This is a genomic window from Ornithinibacillus scapharcae TW25, from assembly GCF_000190475.1.
In the GTDB taxonomy this organism is placed as follows: domain Bacteria; phylum Bacillota; class Bacilli; order Bacillales; family Amphibacillaceae; genus Ornithinibacillus; species Ornithinibacillus scapharcae.
The window spans coordinates 1-15,225 of the sequence record NZ_AEWH01000065.1 but is presented as its reverse complement, the minus strand read 5'-3'; the positions used below and the strand labels follow the sequence as shown (position 1 = coordinate 15,225).

General features: G+C 33.0%; 15 protein-coding genes and 1 pseudogene. 13 read left to right on the top strand and 3 right to left on the bottom strand.

What is annotated here, in order from left to right:
- The first annotated feature begins 226 nt into the window (after positions 1-226).
- The 4 genes from G5W_RS24735 (at position 227) to G5W_RS0118250 (ending at position 5,001) form a co-directional block, all read left to right on the top strand.
- Positions 227-484 carry a YvrJ family protein gene (locus G5W_RS24735; RefSeq protein ID WP_010098918.1) on the top strand — a complete coding sequence of 86 codons (258 nt, stop codon included), beginning with the start codon at positions 227-229 and terminating at the stop codon, positions 482-484.
- A 244-nt stretch (positions 485-728) separates the two neighbouring features.
- Positions 729-2,744 (top strand): hypothetical protein, encoded by a 2,016-nt coding sequence (locus G5W_RS0118265; RefSeq protein ID WP_010098914.1) that lies wholly within the window; start codon positions 729-731, stop codon positions 2,742-2,744.
- Positions 2,741-3,598, top strand: a complete 858-nt coding sequence (locus G5W_RS21615; protein WP_010098912.1) for an ATP-binding cassette domain-containing protein — start codon at positions 2,741-2,743, stop codon at positions 3,596-3,598. The genes G5W_RS0118265 and G5W_RS21615 overlap by 4 nt, the downstream gene beginning before the upstream one ends.
- Before the next feature lie 662 nt (positions 3,599-4,260).
- Complete coding sequence (locus tag G5W_RS0118250; RefSeq protein WP_010098908.1) at positions 4,261-5,001, top strand: phospholipase A2 family protein; 741 nt, start codon at positions 4,261-4,263, stop codon at positions 4,999-5,001.
- A 28-nt stretch (positions 5,002-5,029) separates the two neighbouring features.
- On the opposite strand, the gene G5W_RS21610 is transcribed toward G5W_RS0118250, so the two are convergent.
- Complete coding sequence (locus G5W_RS21610) at positions 5,030-5,302, bottom strand: hypothetical protein (RefSeq protein WP_010098905.1); 273 nt, start codon at positions 5,300-5,302, stop codon at positions 5,030-5,032.
- 440 nt (positions 5,303-5,742) lie between these two features.
- On the opposite strand from G5W_RS21610, the gene G5W_RS0118240 reads away from it, so the two are divergent.
- Positions 5,743-6,105: a hypothetical protein gene (locus G5W_RS0118240; RefSeq protein WP_010098903.1), complete on the top strand. Its 363-nt coding sequence runs from the start codon at positions 5,743-5,745 to the stop codon at positions 6,103-6,105.
- Between the two features lie 176 nt (positions 6,106-6,281).
- Positions 6,282-6,581 carry a hypothetical protein gene (locus G5W_RS0118235; RefSeq protein WP_010098901.1) on the top strand — a complete coding sequence of 100 codons (300 nt, stop codon included), beginning with the start codon at positions 6,282-6,284 and terminating at the stop codon, positions 6,579-6,581.
- Between the two features lie 83 nt (positions 6,582-6,664).
- Here the strand turns inward: G5W_RS0118235 and G5W_RS0118230 are convergent, their stop codons facing one another.
- Both G5W_RS0118230 and G5W_RS0118225 read right to left on the bottom strand, forming a co-directional pair.
- Positions 6,665-7,321, bottom strand: a complete 657-nt coding sequence (locus tag G5W_RS0118230) for a hypothetical protein (RefSeq protein WP_010098899.1) — start codon at positions 7,319-7,321, stop codon at positions 6,665-6,667.
- A 117-nt stretch (positions 7,322-7,438) separates the two neighbouring features.
- The gene (locus G5W_RS0118225) at positions 7,439-7,858 is read right to left on the bottom strand and encodes a MarR family winged helix-turn-helix transcriptional regulator (RefSeq protein WP_010098898.1); all 420 of its coding nucleotides are present in this window, start codon (positions 7,856-7,858) and stop codon (positions 7,439-7,441) included.
- A gap of 198 nt (positions 7,859-8,056) precedes the next feature.
- Between G5W_RS0118225 and G5W_RS0118220 the strand changes: the two genes are divergently transcribed.
- The 7 genes and pseudogenes from G5W_RS0118220 to G5W_RS24575 all read left to right on the top strand — a co-directional run bounded on the left by G5W_RS0118220 (position 8,057) and on the right by G5W_RS24575 (position 15,153).
- On the top strand, positions 8,057-8,923 hold the full coding sequence (locus G5W_RS0118220; protein ID WP_010098897.1) for a hypothetical protein: 867 nt from the start codon (positions 8,057-8,059) through the stop codon (positions 8,921-8,923).
- Between the two features lie 164 nt (positions 8,924-9,087).
- Positions 9,088-11,019, top strand: coding sequence for a TcaA NTF2-like domain-containing protein (locus tag G5W_RS0118215; RefSeq protein ID WP_010098896.1), 1,932 nt, complete (start codon positions 9,088-9,090; stop codon positions 11,017-11,019).
- 295 nt (positions 11,020-11,314) lie between these two features.
- A complete protein-coding gene (locus G5W_RS21605; protein WP_010098894.1) occupies positions 11,315-11,857 on the top strand; it encodes an AraC family transcriptional regulator in 543 nt (180 codons plus the stop codon).
- A 168-nt stretch (positions 11,858-12,025) separates the two neighbouring features.
- A complete protein-coding gene (locus G5W_RS0118205; RefSeq protein ID WP_010098893.1) occupies positions 12,026-12,289 on the top strand; it encodes a CD3324 family protein in 264 nt (87 codons plus the stop codon).
- Between the two features lie 350 nt (positions 12,290-12,639).
- Positions 12,640-13,272: a FusB/FusC family EF-G-binding protein gene (locus G5W_RS0118200; RefSeq protein WP_010098892.1), complete on the top strand. Its 633-nt coding sequence runs from the start codon at positions 12,640-12,642 to the stop codon at positions 13,270-13,272.
- A 300-nt stretch (positions 13,273-13,572) separates the two neighbouring features.
- Positions 13,573-14,211, top strand: a pseudogene (locus G5W_RS24580) (MCP four helix bundle domain-containing protein); the annotation flags it as partial.
- The gene (locus G5W_RS24575) at positions 14,203-15,153 is read left to right on the top strand and encodes a methyl-accepting chemotaxis protein (protein ID WP_337445693.1); all 951 of its coding nucleotides are present in this window, start codon (positions 14,203-14,205) and stop codon (positions 15,151-15,153) included. The pseudogene G5W_RS24580 and the gene G5W_RS24575, both read left to right, overlap by 9 nt.
- Positions 15,154-15,225: the final 72 nt, after the last annotated feature.

Sequence of the window (15,225 nt, the reverse complement as noted above, 5' to 3'; positions counted from 1 at the left end):
TACAACTTTCGTTCTCTGTGAGAAAATCCTCCATCTTTTTATAATCTATATTTTGCAAAAAATTCACCGACCCCTCTTTTATTTTTGTCATTTTTACCCTATTTACTAAATAAAAGTGAATTTTTCACGTTAATTATAAACCAATAAGAACAAATGTTCTATTTTTTGTTTTGTTTTTTTAAGTTTTTTACTAAAAATTTTCTATTAAAGGTTGTTCATATGAGTCATGGATTCTCTTTCTATATTATGGGCATTCATAGTTTTGGATCAGTGGCTAAAACCAAAACTAGTCACCTTTAATAACATGGAAAGGGGAATATATAGGCTAATGGAGGCTATACCTATTGGGATATCAGCAGTTAGCAATTTCGGATTTCCCATTGTTATGACATTTTATTTGTTTATTAGGTTTGAAAAGAAAATAGATAAATTGGAAAATGTGATAGTCCAGCTCAGTAACGTTATTAAAGATTCAATAAAGTAAATATGGAGGGGGAAATTATGAATTTGGAGAGTCTAATGGCTTGTTTTTGTAAATCTAGGGAGGCATTGCATTTTTATAGCAACTGTTTATCAAATAATAATCTATCTGATGAAGATAAAGAATTATTATATGAATTAGTTCAGGATGCAGCTTCTGCATCTAATAGAATAAAAAAACATTGCGAAGATATGGTCAAGAAATGAAAGTTTATGCAATTAAAAAGTAAATAAGGTGTGAGTATATCATGCAAAGCATTTTCTATATTATTAAATTCAATCACCGAACAATAATGGTAACTTTAGTGATCCTATTTATGGCTTTGGTATATAACTGTTACCAATTCTTTTATAACGAAACTGTTTTTGAGCCAGCTAATTCGCTAATAATGTCATCAACATTTGTTCAAGTAGGTATATTTCTATTTATGATATACGGGGTTCTAGCGTCGAAGGTTTTACTAAATAAGAGGGAGTATACAGTAGAAACTCCTTTAATATCATGGTTTCGTAATGTTTGTTTTATAGCTATTCTAAGTGTTGCTTATAATTTTATATTCTTTATAGCAATAATAATTCCAATGTTCAGTACTGGTATGCCAATGGATATTAATGAAGTAATGGAATTTATCTTTATCTATTGGGAACTTCCATTCTTAATATCAGGAATAATCGGAATGACAATACATATGATTTGGAAGCGAAATCTAGTGTATATTCCGCTGATCTTATTGGCAAGTATCTTAGGCCCGTTAGGTGATACATTTATAAATGATGAATTCTATCAATATATTAGTTTATTTCATCATAATCCGACGTTTCCGTACCATCCCTTATATGGTTTGCCAATAGACCAATTTAATATTTCAAAGCGCCTTATTATCTTATGTTTATCATTAGTTATATTCCCCTTGTATAGCATCTTTTTCGGCAAATTCATAAATAAAAGAGTAACACTATTTATGGTTATCCTTATATTCACACTTGGTTATGTTCACTATGAGGCCATACTTTCAAAGCAGGTTATTATTAGTCATGGTGATGAACCTGGTTCTACAATAGTGAAAGAACCTCTATATTACAAGGAAATATCTAATACTAGAAACACTCTTATACCATTACCATTAAAACAAATAAATGGGGCAGTTAATATTAATGAACAGAGAATTAAAGCTGAATTAATACTGTCATTGGAGGAAACCGGTATAAAAGAAAGGAATTATTCTTTTTCCTTGTATCATGATTTGGTCATACATTTAATTACGGATTTGGAAGGGAACCCACTGAAATACAGTAGGAATGCTGACATTATAACAATTAACTCAAAAATAGATGCTCATGACAAAATTAAATTAATTTATAGTGGCGAGATATCTCCGTTATATCCAGTAAATAAACAATCGCTATTTTTACCTAGTTTTTTCCCATGGTTACCGTCTAATACTGTAGGTCAAGCCTTTATCAATGTTTATGATGGAGTTGTCCATCGGACTTCCTCTCAACCAAAAAATTACATTCATTATGATTTACGAATAGAGTCGAATCATAAAAAGGTGATGTTGAGTAATATTGAACATTCTAACGGAAGATTCATAGGTAAATCAAAGGGCATAACGTTATTTAGCAATCATATTGAAAAAGTTAATTATCAAGAATATGAATACGTTATACCTAGTAACTGGATAAACATAAAAAAAGACTTACCAATTATCAAAGATGAGGGAAAACAATTTATAAGATTCATAAACTCCACCTTAAATAAGAATCTTAATCTACCAAAAAGAATTATTATATTCCCATTAACCGTTAAGAATGATTATTTAATAGAAGAAGATATTTGGCATTTAGATGATCATTTATTTATTAGTTATCCCTTTTATTTCACTATGAAAGAGGGAAGCATTACAAGTCCAGCTAGGTTGGAAGAGTTGGTAATAGGTATGTCAGCTGCCTTTACTTGGAAAGCTGATTCGTTCGAGTGGAATGATCCAGATATGATGCAACTTTTTGATGCATTTGTTTCAGAAGTTTATTTTCGAGAGAATAAAAGGGAAAGTAATTATTTTGAAACTATAGTAAATAGTATATCAATCTCCAACCCTTCTATGATTGATACGATTGATAAACTTCTATCAATTGTAAATAGGTCTGAAAATAGTGATGTATTAGAGAACTTATTATATCAATGGTATGAATCTGCAAAAAATCTTAACGGTAATTTTTCTAATAAAGATTTGATGAAAATTTTGGAGGGAATAAAATGATTTCATTTAGAAATATCAATATGAGGAAAGGAAAAAAGCAAATATTAAACAGTGTAGATGGTGATTTTGTTGGTTCGTTAGGTATTTATGGAGAAAATGGTGCAGGTAAATCTACTTTATTAAGGTTGCTAGCAATGATAGATTCTCCTACTTCTGGTGAAATAATTTATCATGATCCAAAAGTGAGTCGTAAGCATCTAGATTATATTGGATATTTACCTCAAAATTTTCACGGTTTTCAAGACTATACTGTGGAAGATAATCTCACCTTTATATCGCTATCAAAAGGTCTTAAGGATAGGAAACAAAGAAAAAGTATTATATCTGAGTTATTAGAGGAGTTAAATTTATCTTCTTACAGAAAGGTAAAACTTAAACACTTATCTGGAGGCACTATTAAGAGAGTCGGTCTTAGCCAAGCACTAGTAAGTAAGCCAAAGGTATTAATACTGGATGAGCCAACAGCTGGGGTAGATCTAACAGAACAATTACGTATTAGGCTATTTCTTAATGGATTAAAGGAGAAGGGGGTTAAGTTAATCATCTGCTCTCATAATCTAGAGGATCTTGCTGTACTTACCGATAACATCCTTACTTTAAAGGACGGGAACATAGTATCCATTCATAAAACACAAGATGTAATTAATACAAAACTTAAATTAACAGAAATTTATACTGATCTAGAAGGGATTAATAACTTTATAAAAGAGGGAAAAATATTTTCTTTCACAAAAATAGATGAGGGATATAGTGTTAGAATACTTTCTACAGAGAGTTCTGTTTCTTCAAGTAGTAAAGAAATAAGTAATACAGAGAAACTTCAGTTTACCCTAGGGAGTGATAGGAGACCGTGATATATGTTAAATCAGCTGCTCCTTATCTGGCATCCTACTTGTTATTCCTTCCTCTAAGTTTGTTTTTTTATTATACTTCTAATCTTGACGTTGCTTATAATATATTTCAGTTTGTTTTAATACCTTTGCTAGGAGTATGGATAATAAATGTTTTTAATGAGTTTAGAGAAATGGAAGTGATTAAATATACAAAGAGATTTCGTTTAGTAACACCGCTATTGTTAATAGTTTTTATGAAATCTATCATTTTAATTTCAGTTCCGTATCTGACTTTCAATTTATCAATAGAAATAGTTAAGTTAGCCATTACTCAAATTATATTCTTTGTATTATTCGGTGCATTGTTATTAAGTTTTTCTAAATCTGTTGATACAGCAATAACAATCTATATTATTTTTATCTTATTTAATATCGCTAGTAAAGGACAATTAATTCCAATCATAAATCCCTTTCTTTATTATATTGAGATTTTCGCAGCAGAATATAGTTATAATTCACTTAACTTAATTACAATTTCTATATTATTTATATACTTACTATATATAAAAAAAATAAACTGAGGGGGCGGTTTTCCACTCAGATTAAACAATTATCTTGCGATAGTTGTTTTTTTTTTCGTAAATACACTTTATATAACAAATACAAAAAAGGAGTTGGGCTTTATGAGAGCAATAGGTAATTGGTTAAATAATGAAGAAGAAAGGGAAATAGTTAAGGAGTTATACAACTCTAGCGAATTCAAGAGCTTACTAGCTGCTATGAAAGAGGAGAAATTCTTTGATGAAAACAGTTTTGACACTTCTCTTAACCTGAAATTTGACGTTGAGTACTATGATACTCTAGCAAATGTCAAAAGCATTCTACTCAAGTTTTCTGAAAATGTTGAAGTTAATGCTATCTTTAGAGCAGAAGATAAACAAACCCGATTAATTGCTGATGGACAAATCATTGTAGGGGATAAAAAAGTCGCTTTTAATTTAGTAAATGGGGAAGTCCAAAAAAGTGAAGTTCTCTTGGAAGACTTAAAAAAGTTAGAAACATTGGGTGCCAACGATTCGAAAGATGATTCTGAACTTATTCCGATTTCTTCGGACTATTATCCAGGAATGCTCAAGGATATGAAACAAACTCAATCAGTTCCTCCGGCTTGGACAGGATGTTTATATGGTGGTTACATTTACTGTGGCCAGAGCTGTGGTGGAAAAATTGCATGTGATTCTAATTCAAAAATAGGAATTAACTATTTAGATAGTGTATGTAAATCACATGATTGTTGTTATCATACACGGGGTGTATCATATAAGAACTGTTATTGTGATAGCAGGTTGTGTAATCAGGCTGCGTTATCTACAAACACGGCTGCAAAAACTATTGTTCGTGCTGTAATGTGTTCTTCTTGCTAATACGTATAAATAGATATCAATGCCGGTATTAACTAAAACCGGCATTGATAAATAATACACCAAAATATATCACTGGTATGATCGCTATAATAACTCCTAACCACAATTTCTTAAAGTGTAATATTAAACCTATAATCCAGATAGCAATTAACCATAAGTATGCAGGAGCCGGGAATTCGGTTCCTGAATAATTTTCACCAATACCTCCAGAGGCAAAAAAAGTGGCAAGAGGTATTACTATTATTCCCGTTATAACGAAGTAAACTGAACGAAAAACCCTTAGAAGTGTAGTATTATTCATAAATATTATGCCTCCTGAAATTGATATTAAACTATAAGATGACAAACCATCGCACTAATAAATGTGAAATTAAAGAAAATTATAACATAGTTGGTTGCTCATTACTATTCCGTCCTTTTTGAAATCCATTGTAAATTACTGGAAATCAAAGAACAATGGTGATAATTTTAAATAATATTTTCAAATCATCTCATCAGTTTAGGTGCCAAACCAATAAATTGTAATTAGATCTAGAAAAGCACCAATCTAATCATGGGGATACAAACCATTTTTATTCTTTGGCACTTTATTAAAGAAAAACTAATCACAACCTGACGAGAAGATTAAGGAAGAAAATATACTATCAGTATTTAAAAGAATATTAAAATCTACAAGAAGTGGTTGTTTTTTACTATATTTAAATACTTTTATATATAACAAATTGAAAGGAGGTGGTTAACTTGAAGAAAAAAATCCATACTGTGATCTTTGGTTTACTAACTTCTTTTATACTAGCTTCTAATGTGAGTGCTGCTTTCTCACAAGTAGAACTAGGATTCTTAGATTCAGCTAGTGGAAAGTCTGTTCCAATCCATAGTGGGTCTGTATTAGGAACTGTAAATCATGTAGAGCATCATTATACAGGTAAAGGATATGTTATGCTCTCCGTTAGAAAACATTTAGTTGGTGGAATACATCCAGAAGTTTTTAGGGTTCGTTCAGAAGGTGGTTTACAGACGGGGCGAACAAAATTGGACCCTTCTAATTATTATCCAAGGGGACAGTCAAGTTTAGCAAGAGGCTATGTTTCTATAAGCGGTTAATGTGATTTCACAAAGAGATAAAAAGCACTGGATACTATTATGTATTGGGTGCTTTTTTTCGATTATAGAGAAGCCGTACTTCGAAGGCATAAGAAGTGATAGCTTAGTTCAAGGGGCACTGAGTGAACAGAAGCTAAACAGTCTGGTAAAATTCTGTCCTTAACTACGAAGAATACATGGAAAGGAAGAAGGAGGAATTTGAGCCACATCAAACATTTTCATTGATTATGGCGGATACCTCAGGAAATCAATTTGTCTTTGGGGTGGATGATGACCAAGCAATAGCGAGGATAAATGCTAAGGTAGATTTAGATGCGTATGTAATAGTTCCAAGAGAGTTAGGGTTAGTCATCTTGAATGAATGTATTACTGATGAAAAACTGGCCATCATTTGTAGAAGGATATCAAACAATATGCGTAATACCAGAGTTCGAGAAATATTACGAAGTATATCGTTTCTTTGTTTCCTCAGATGATTGCGAATACTGCTAGCTAGAAGGAATAGATCATGGTGAGATAAATTGGTGTTAAACCTTCGGGACAAGGAACTCCTTGTCCCTTACATTTTGATTATCGAGTTTACTTTTGATGATGGGTGTATGTTGTAGTTATCTGTATAATGGAGTTCATCTATTTCACAGTTAGGTCCTATCTCAATGGAAGCGCCTTGTATGTAGGGTGCTGTAGTTGAATGGAGCTTAATTTTTTTACTTACAATTGTTTTGCAGTTTAAACGTTTTTTGGTTAAGGACCAACCTCTATTTTCTTGGCTAACTTCAATATGATTACTTTGTATGGTTTCTATATCACATTTACCAGTCATGGAAAGCAGCATATAGTTTGATTTCACGACCCCTGCACGTACAACCCCTCTAGCGATAAAACTATCTGAGATGATTCCTTCTTGTATCGATAGGTATCCTTTACTCTCAACTTTTTTGACTGTACCTTCTTTTAATGTAAGGGAGCCTATGTTAACCATTTCGTTTGCTTGCAACCGATTAAAACTGGAGGTCCCTTTGGAGTGTAACTTTTCCACAATCGTATTCGTCAGAAACCTTGCACTACCAAAGATTGAAATAGTTATACTTTCTACCTGTTTCCGAAACGTGACGGTACCGTTAACTCCTACCTTATAGTATCCAACTAATTCCTCTTTAACTAACCCACTAGTTTTAGTTATCTTTTTACTGTTGATTGAATTTCCAATAGCCAATTAGAATCCTCTCCCCATATATTTTAATCACTATATATTTTAATGATTAAAATATATAGTGATTAAACTAAAAAGTCAATAAAAAAATGCCCCTTAACTTTATGCATAAGGACATTGTTACATAATATTGGACATTAATTGTCTTACTTGAAAAAGTGTGGTCGCCATTTTTTCAATCTCGTCTGTAGGAAATTTACTAAATAACTCCTTAATTTTTTGTTCACCCTTAGCGGTAAGAATCATTTTTACAATACGCCTATCTTTCGGATCCTTTGTACGCTCAATATAAGATTGGCTCTCTAGTTTATCGCATATGGATGTCACTGCGCCTGGAGTAACATGTAGGAATTCCGCAATATCTGTTGCTTTCATACTCCCTTGCTTCTTTAGTTGGAAGAGTAAAACTAAATGAGATTGTGATAATGATTCTCCTGCAGTAATACGAGTGACGAATTTTTGGGACCTCGTCTGAATTTCTAACATCTCTTCTATAATGTTATGGATAAGGTCAATATGTTGTACATTTCCATCTTCCATGTTATCCCACCTATATATATTTCATTTTATAAAATATATAGCTGATAAAATAAATTGTCAATCAAACAAAATAGTCTATATAGTCCTATTTATTTTCTTGAATAGTGTATATGATGTCTTTAGTATACATTTACAGGTCATACATAACTTTTAATGAATAGCAATACATTCTAAATTCCTATTAAGGGAGAGAGCGTAATGAGTAAATTAAAAAAATGGGTTCTAATCTTATTTTCGGGGATGCTGATTATTTTATTGTTATGGTGGTTATTACCTGAAAAGCAAGAGGAAGAAGCGGTTTATCTTTACAGAGAAAGAGGTCACCTTACTTGGTTAGAGTTAACGAGCCAACATGACAAGGTAAATGGCAAGTTATATCAGAAGAAAGTAGTAGAAGAGGTAGGGCAAGTGCCTTATATGGAAGAAAACGAGTTTACACTGGCAGGAGAAGAGACAGAAGCTGGATATACATTCACATTAAAACAAGACAAGAAAACGATAGAAGTCAAAGCGAATCTAGTTGATTCTAAGTTGTCTTTGGATATACCTGGTGAAGAAGGTAGCAAGCAACTAAGGCTTGTTACGATTGAAGAACTTACTGAGCAGCAAGAGGCCATACAAGCAGATTTAGATGATGCCCTGTACCATATGGAAAAGAAGGAAAAGGATCGAATTGCTAAATTTGTATCAGACTTTACCAGTGTCTACGGTTATTTATACGCAGAAGATAACAAACCATATCAGTTATTCCTAAGGATTGACGAAGCGCTACTTCAAGGAGAGGTTACGGCTGAATTGCTTCTGATGGAAAGAACTGAAGATGAAAATCAGCCTTACAAAGAAACAAGGTACCCTATGAATGGAATATCCGATGGGCTAATATTAAAGTTATATACTGATGTTGATGGGGTGTCTACTTTACTAGAAGGAAGATTCCATGATTCGGTAGAGAGCTTTGATTTATCATTTTGGTTAACGGATGAAAAACTGCTGTTTCGCGAAGTAACAGAAGAAGAATTTAATCAAAAATATGACGAGTTTAAAACCAATGCTATGAATCAGTAGACAGTAAGAGTACTTCACGTAAATGTGATAGTACTCTTTTTAATTCTAACCAACTAGAACTTTTTTATTAGAAATACAAGTGCGTAGGTAATTTCTCCTATTATTTTCTGAAAATCATGATATAATTACTAAGGCTTTTTACAGAAAAAGGGGGACATATTAGTTTGAAGAAACACGGGGTATTATCTAGTATTCTATTTATTTTAATAATCTTATTGATAGCAGGTTGTACAGATTCTGGGTCGAACGCTTCTAAAGATACAGAACCTGATAAAGTAAATCATAGCTTTTTACTTTATAAAGAAAGCTATGTAAATGAAGATGGCGAGAGTATTGGAGAACTATACATTCAATCAACCGATTCGAAGGCAGAAAAGGTTTCCGAGGGTGTTAAACAGTATAGCTATACGTATTTAAATGATAAAAATAAAGTGTTATTTATCGATGTTGAGAATAAGCTTTATGAATATCAAAAAGGGAAGGAAAAAGTAAAGCTTGCTGATGATGTTTTTATTTTTAATGGAAACTACAGCGATGATTTGATTACCTATCAAAATAGTGAGTCTGACTTATATATTATTCATGACGGTAAAGAGGAAAAAATAGCATCAGACGTCTACCATATGGATATTCTGGATAAGAAAATATATTACTCTGATAATGATGGTGACTTTTCTGTGTATGATATGGAATCAAGACAGGAAAATGATATAGCAAGTGAAGTTACTTATTTTCAGCTTTTAAATCAAAAGGGCGACATAGTTTACCTTAATGATGACTACATGCTCTATTATCAAAAAGCCGGGGAAGAAAGTATTAAAGTATCAGGTGAGGAAGTAGATCCAACTTTCATTCGATATACGGATAATAGTCTAATTTATCTGGTATATGATGGGGATGGAAATAAACAACTAAATACGAGTAAAGTATCTGGTAGTGATGTAACGACAGAACAAATCGCGGATGAAGTTTTTGACGCTGAGTATGCTGATGAAACATTCTATTATGTTAATTATGATGGAAATCTTTATGAGAAAAAGCTGAAAGATGATGGATCAACTAAATTAGCTAGTGATGTTACTACCTTCCAATTCATCGATGGTACGTTGTACTTCATGGATGAGGACACAAACTTATATAAGCTAACTAGTAAAGATGAGAAAGAAAAGATCGCATCCGATATTTATGAGTATCAAGTATATAATGGTGACGTTGTGTACTTGAATAAGGATCATGAATTATTTGTTAATAAAACAAAAATCGAGAGTGACATTCAGCAGTTTGCCTTCTATTTTGGGAATATTGTGTTTGCTACAGATGATGATACGTTACACCTAATGAAGGAGCTAGAGGACCCTGAGGTTGTAATGGAGGATTTGAATAAGTATTCCACAGCTTATTACCAAAACCAAATCGTTTTTAGCAATACGCTAGGATTTGACGATATTGCTGGATTTTGGAAAATGGATAATGGATACGAGTCGCTTTTCATAGAAATCAAAAAAGACGGTAGCATCCAAGACTATTTAACTAGCGAAACGTATCATTACATGATTGATAATGCTGGTTATCAATCGATGGATATTTCATCAGAATATGATGCTTTTACCATCTCTATGGTTGATGATGTGTTAACAATGAGTCAGGGCGATGAAGCCTATTCTGCAACGAAATCTTCAAAAGAAGAAGCGGATCAATATGTTCAGGATATTGTTTACCAGCAAGATATTGAAGCGGTGAATAGTCTGATTAATGGTTATTTACCAACCTATATTAATGCGATTAATTTCGGTGACACCTACAATCTTGGTTACTATATTGATGAAGGTAGCGATATATACCAACAGCAAGTAGAGTTTGTAACGGAAATGTATGATAACCTTATCGAAGAAGAAATCTTAGATTACGAGATTTTATCTGTAGAAGGCATTGATAAGGATACCTATGAAGCGGTTGTCTGGGAGCAGTATGCTATCTATGATTGGAATGATAATTCCGAGAAAACCGTAGAACAAACGGTGACCTATACTGTGAAACGAATTAGCGGAAGTTTTTATATTACGAAATTAGTGGTGTCGGCAGAAGATTCTCTATAATCTCTATAAAGACGACCTGAATCTTCTTGGAAGCAAATATGAATAAATCGGGCTATCATAAAGACTAAATCATTAAGTTGATTTAGTCTTTTTTTCTATATAAATCAAAAGCATTTGAATTAAATGTATTATCAATCTCCGTTAGGTATGATGGCAATTCCTTAGGATGGCGAAAGAGCTTTTTATAAGCCTTCTTCATGCAAATAAATTAACGCAATAGATGGAATTTTATGTTAAAATAAAAGTGAAATTCAGCTTTAACTGTAACGGATTTCAAATTATGAAGGGGATGGATATGGTGAACATTGAAGTAAAACAATTGCCAGCGTATGAGGTAGCCTATATTAGACGAACTGGTAGCTATTTCGAACCGCAGGACCACTGGATGAGTTTGATGCAATGGGCTATTGAAAATGGCCTCTTTCCTCCACATCAATCATTTATTGGTATTTCTTTGGATGATCCTAATTTTGTAGAAGATTCTAATTGTCGTCATGATGCCTGTGTTACTATTCCAGAGGGTTTTGATAAAGAAAAGCATAAAGAAATAAATTTTAAAAAGTTAGATGGTGGGCTGTATGCACTATACCCTTTCTATGATACACCAGAAAAATTAAATTTCGCTTATCAATATATGTTTGGTGAATGGTTGCCAAATAGCGTGTATATTCCAGATGATGAAAGATATAACCTAGAATTTAGCCTGAACAACCCTTCAGACGATCCAGATGGCAAGTTGAAGGTAGATTTATTAGTACCGATAAAAATAGAAATTCTTAAATTGAAATATAATAATATTTCTATTACAGTAGGAATGAGATGTTTTTTCATTTCGTAAAAAAGCAGGTGATAAAAATGACATATCAGATGTCTCATACTAGTAGCTACTCATGCAAAGCCTTATAATATGCAGGCGAATCTTTGCATGGGCTTTTGAATCCTATTCGCCTAAATAATTATAGGCTTTGCACCTTATTTAAGATTGAAGAATAAGGAGCTGTCTATAATGAGCGATATAAAAGCAAAGTCAATATTACCAGAAGAGTTAATTAAGGAAATTCAAAAATATATCCAAGGTGAAACGATTTATATCCCAAAAGTGAAATCAAATTATCAGAGTTGGGGATCGAGTTCTGGAGCTAGAAAGACCATTTCTGAAAGAAATGCATCTATTAAAGAAGCCTATAAAAATGGCTGTTCCGTAGATGAATTAGTGGAGAAGTATTATTTGGCACCAGATACAATTAGGAAGATTCTCTATTCTAAATAATGGTTTTATGTTATATAACATGCTCCCAGACGACGATGATCACGCTGATTGGGAGTATGTTTTTTTGTCTAAGGACAATGTTTTTGTAAAGCGGGCTTATATTTTAGGGTGCAGGGACTAAATTCACACAAAACGGGCGTATGTTTATTAATACAGGAACGATGTTACAGTAAACTGGTCGTAAGTTTCTCTCTGGAACACCCTCCTATCCCGCTCACCACCCCCGCATGGCAAACTCTCCACACCCTTGTATTTCGGTATAGTTCATTCTCTAATCATTTCTAACCTATTCAGCATGTCGTGATTTCGTTTACACTATAAGGGAACTTAACAATGTTTGGAGTGATATCATGGAAGCCTTTATCCGGGTGGACCAATATAATTTCATCAAAAGGCAAGTGCAGAATATAGTTAATGCTCAATCCACTTCCAATGATCACCGAGTACGAAGCACAATAAAATCAATGGCTTTTGAGAGAGTGTGTGCATTATTTCCTGACATGACAGCGGAGCAAGAACACATACTAAAACAAATACCTGAAATTGATGATAAAGAAAAAGCAGATCAGTTCTTAATCCCTTTAAAACAATATGTTATTCCCTTTGCTTACACGGAACAGAGGATAGCAAAATTATTTCCTAAAGTGAAAAAGCTGAAAGTACCCAAGGAGAAGGATCTGGATTTACAGGAGATTTGTTACCTTAGCTGGACGGATTACAGTACCAATCAGAAATTTATCGTGATAAATGCTAATGGGAAACCAATAGGGTTACATGGTTCCTTTGATTCGAGTAGGCAAAAGGGAATTTGTGTGATTTGTAATGGATTTGAGGAAGTGGGATTGTTTCTAACAAAGAAAAAAGGGGAAGTACAAGGGACTTATAGTAAGAAAGGAAATTACATTTGTAGGGATAGTGAAGTATGTAATCATAATATTGTTTCACTAGATCCTTTGCAAAGATTTACAGATTTGCTTAAGTAAGTGATTATATATTAATTTCAACGTATTAAAAAAGGGAGTTAGAGAGCAATTATGCCAATAATTCCCAGTTTTTTTATGGATTTTTTGTGATTGATACGTGATATAATCTATCCATATTTCTACAAAAATCGACAGAGATGTCTAGAAATTACTAATTTGGCGGAGGCGGATAGATTTAATGAGATTCACGATTGGGAAGAAAATATATTTTTCGTTTATTCTAGTTATTGTACTAATGATTGCTTTAGTAATAACAGGTATTAATAATTTGAGTAATATTAGTGAAAAACGGAAGAGGTTAATACACAATGGATGAAAGGGATTCAAGATATTGATCAAATCAATTATTTGACAGAGCATGTTTTAGCGTTGGAGTTAGAGTACTTATTGGTTGAGATGGAACAAGAAATGGATGAACTAGAATTAAATATGAGTAACACGCTAGAAGAAATAAATAAAGAAGTGGAATCCTATAGAAACTCAGTATCTTCTGAAAAAGAAGATCAATTATTAACAGGATTTATAAATGAATGGAATGTGTATCTTAGTATACATGAGAGAATTAAACAATCAGGTAGAACGAATAATCTCGAAGAAGCTAGAATTTTAATTCACGACGGTCAAGAACAATATGATAAGATTCAAATTATTTTAGATGAGCTTATAGAGTTAAACACTGCTGGCGGAGAGCGAGCAGTAAATGAGAGTAAGAGTATTTATAATAATGGTAGGCTATTAAGTATTGTGTTGGCTTCGATAGCATTGGTTATTGTACTAGTAGTTAGTTACTATTTAATACAGTCAATATCTAAGCCACTAAGAAATCTGAATGATTCCGCACGGAAAATTGCCGATGGTGATTTAACGGTTAAAGAAATAAAAGTAAAATCTAAAGATGAAGTTAAAGATCTTGCGGACTCTTTTAATGTTATGTCACGAAACCTCAAAGAATTAATCAGTTATACTACAGAGGTATCCAATAATGTGTATACAAAATCTGAAGAATTGTCTCAGTCTGCGTTAGAAGTTAATGAAGGGAATAGACAAATTGCCTTAACGATGGAAGATTTATCAGGAGGTTCTGAATCCCTTGCAACAACATCATCGGACATATCCGAGGGTATGAAATACTTTACATCCAATATTCAAAATGCTAGTGAAAGTGGAATAGTATTAGAAAAATCCTCTGTAGAAGTATTAACATTTACTACAGAAGGTCAAAAGTTAATGAATTCCTCTATTGAACAGATGAAGGAAATTTATGAAGATGTGAAAGCTGCTGTAGAGAAAGTGAAGGGACTTGAACAAAAATCCCTTGAAATTTCGGAACTGGTAATAGTTATTAAAGGTATTGCAGAACAAACAAATCTATTGGCATTAAATGCAGCTATAGAAGCTGCAAGAGCTGGTGAACATGGAACTGGATTCGCAGTAGTTGCGAATGAAGTGCGAAAGTTGGCAGAACAAGTAACTGCTTCTGTTACTGATATTAGCCATATTGTAGAGGGGGTACAAAGCGAATCGGTAGGTGTTGCTGATGCTCTCCAAAAAAGTTATGAACAGGTGGAAAAAGGGACGGACCAAATTAGGGTTACTGGCGAAACGTTTGATCAAATCAATGTTGCGGTTAATGAAATTGAAAAGCAGATTAAAGGAATATCTGATAGCCTCGTTGGAATTACGACAACTAGTGAAAAGATAAGCCTGTCCATCGATGAAATTGCTGCAATTGCAGAGGAGTCCTCCGCAGGAGTAGAACAGACATCTGCATCCGTACAACAGTCCTCCAGTGCAATGGAAGAGATTGCCGGTAGTGCGGAAAGTCTGACAGAACTTGCGGATTCTCTAAACAATTCGATCAAAAAGTTTAAAATTAAATAGTTGCGAAAGTGGTAAAGTGAACTATATAAAAAATAGAATTACAACTACAGAATAGGTAAGTTACTTATTTTT

What these genes read in the sequence shown, in the direction of transcription:
- G5W_RS24735 (WP_010098918.1), top strand. Translation starts at nt 227, where the DNA reads ATGGATTCTCTTTCTATATTATGGGCATTCATAGTTTTGGATCAGTGG.
- G5W_RS0118265 (WP_010098914.1), top strand. Translation starts at nt 729, where the DNA reads ATGCAAAGCATTTTCTATATTATTAAATTCAATCACCGAACAATAATG.
- G5W_RS21615 (WP_010098912.1), top strand. Translation starts at nt 2,741, where the DNA reads ATGATTTCATTTAGAAATATCAATATGAGGAAAGGAAAAAAGCAAATA.
- G5W_RS0118250 (WP_010098908.1), top strand. Translation starts at nt 4,261, where the DNA reads ATGAGAGCAATAGGTAATTGGTTAAATAATGAAGAAGAAAGGGAAATA.
- G5W_RS21610 (WP_010098905.1), bottom strand. Translation starts at nt 5,302, where the DNA reads ATGAATAATACTACACTTCTAAGGGTTTTTCGTTCAGTTTACTTCGTT.
- G5W_RS0118235 (WP_010098901.1), top strand. Translation starts at nt 6,282, where the DNA reads ATGGAAAGGAAGAAGGAGGAATTTGAGCCACATCAAACATTTTCATTG.
- G5W_RS0118225 (WP_010098898.1), bottom strand. Translation starts at nt 7,858, where the DNA reads ATGGAAGATGGAAATGTACAACATATTGACCTTATCCATAACATTATA.
- G5W_RS0118220 (WP_010098897.1), top strand. Translation starts at nt 8,057, where the DNA reads ATGAGTAAATTAAAAAAATGGGTTCTAATCTTATTTTCGGGGATGCTG.
- G5W_RS21605 (WP_010098894.1), top strand. Translation starts at nt 11,315, where the DNA reads ATGGTGAACATTGAAGTAAAACAATTGCCAGCGTATGAGGTAGCCTAT.
- G5W_RS0118205 (WP_010098893.1), top strand. Translation starts at nt 12,026, where the DNA reads ATGAGCGATATAAAAGCAAAGTCAATATTACCAGAAGAGTTAATTAAG.
- G5W_RS0118200 (WP_010098892.1), top strand. Translation starts at nt 12,640, where the DNA reads ATGGAAGCCTTTATCCGGGTGGACCAATATAATTTCATCAAAAGGCAA.
- G5W_RS24575 (WP_337445693.1), top strand. Translation starts at nt 14,203, where the DNA reads ATGTCACGAAACCTCAAAGAATTAATCAGTTATACTACAGAGGTATCC.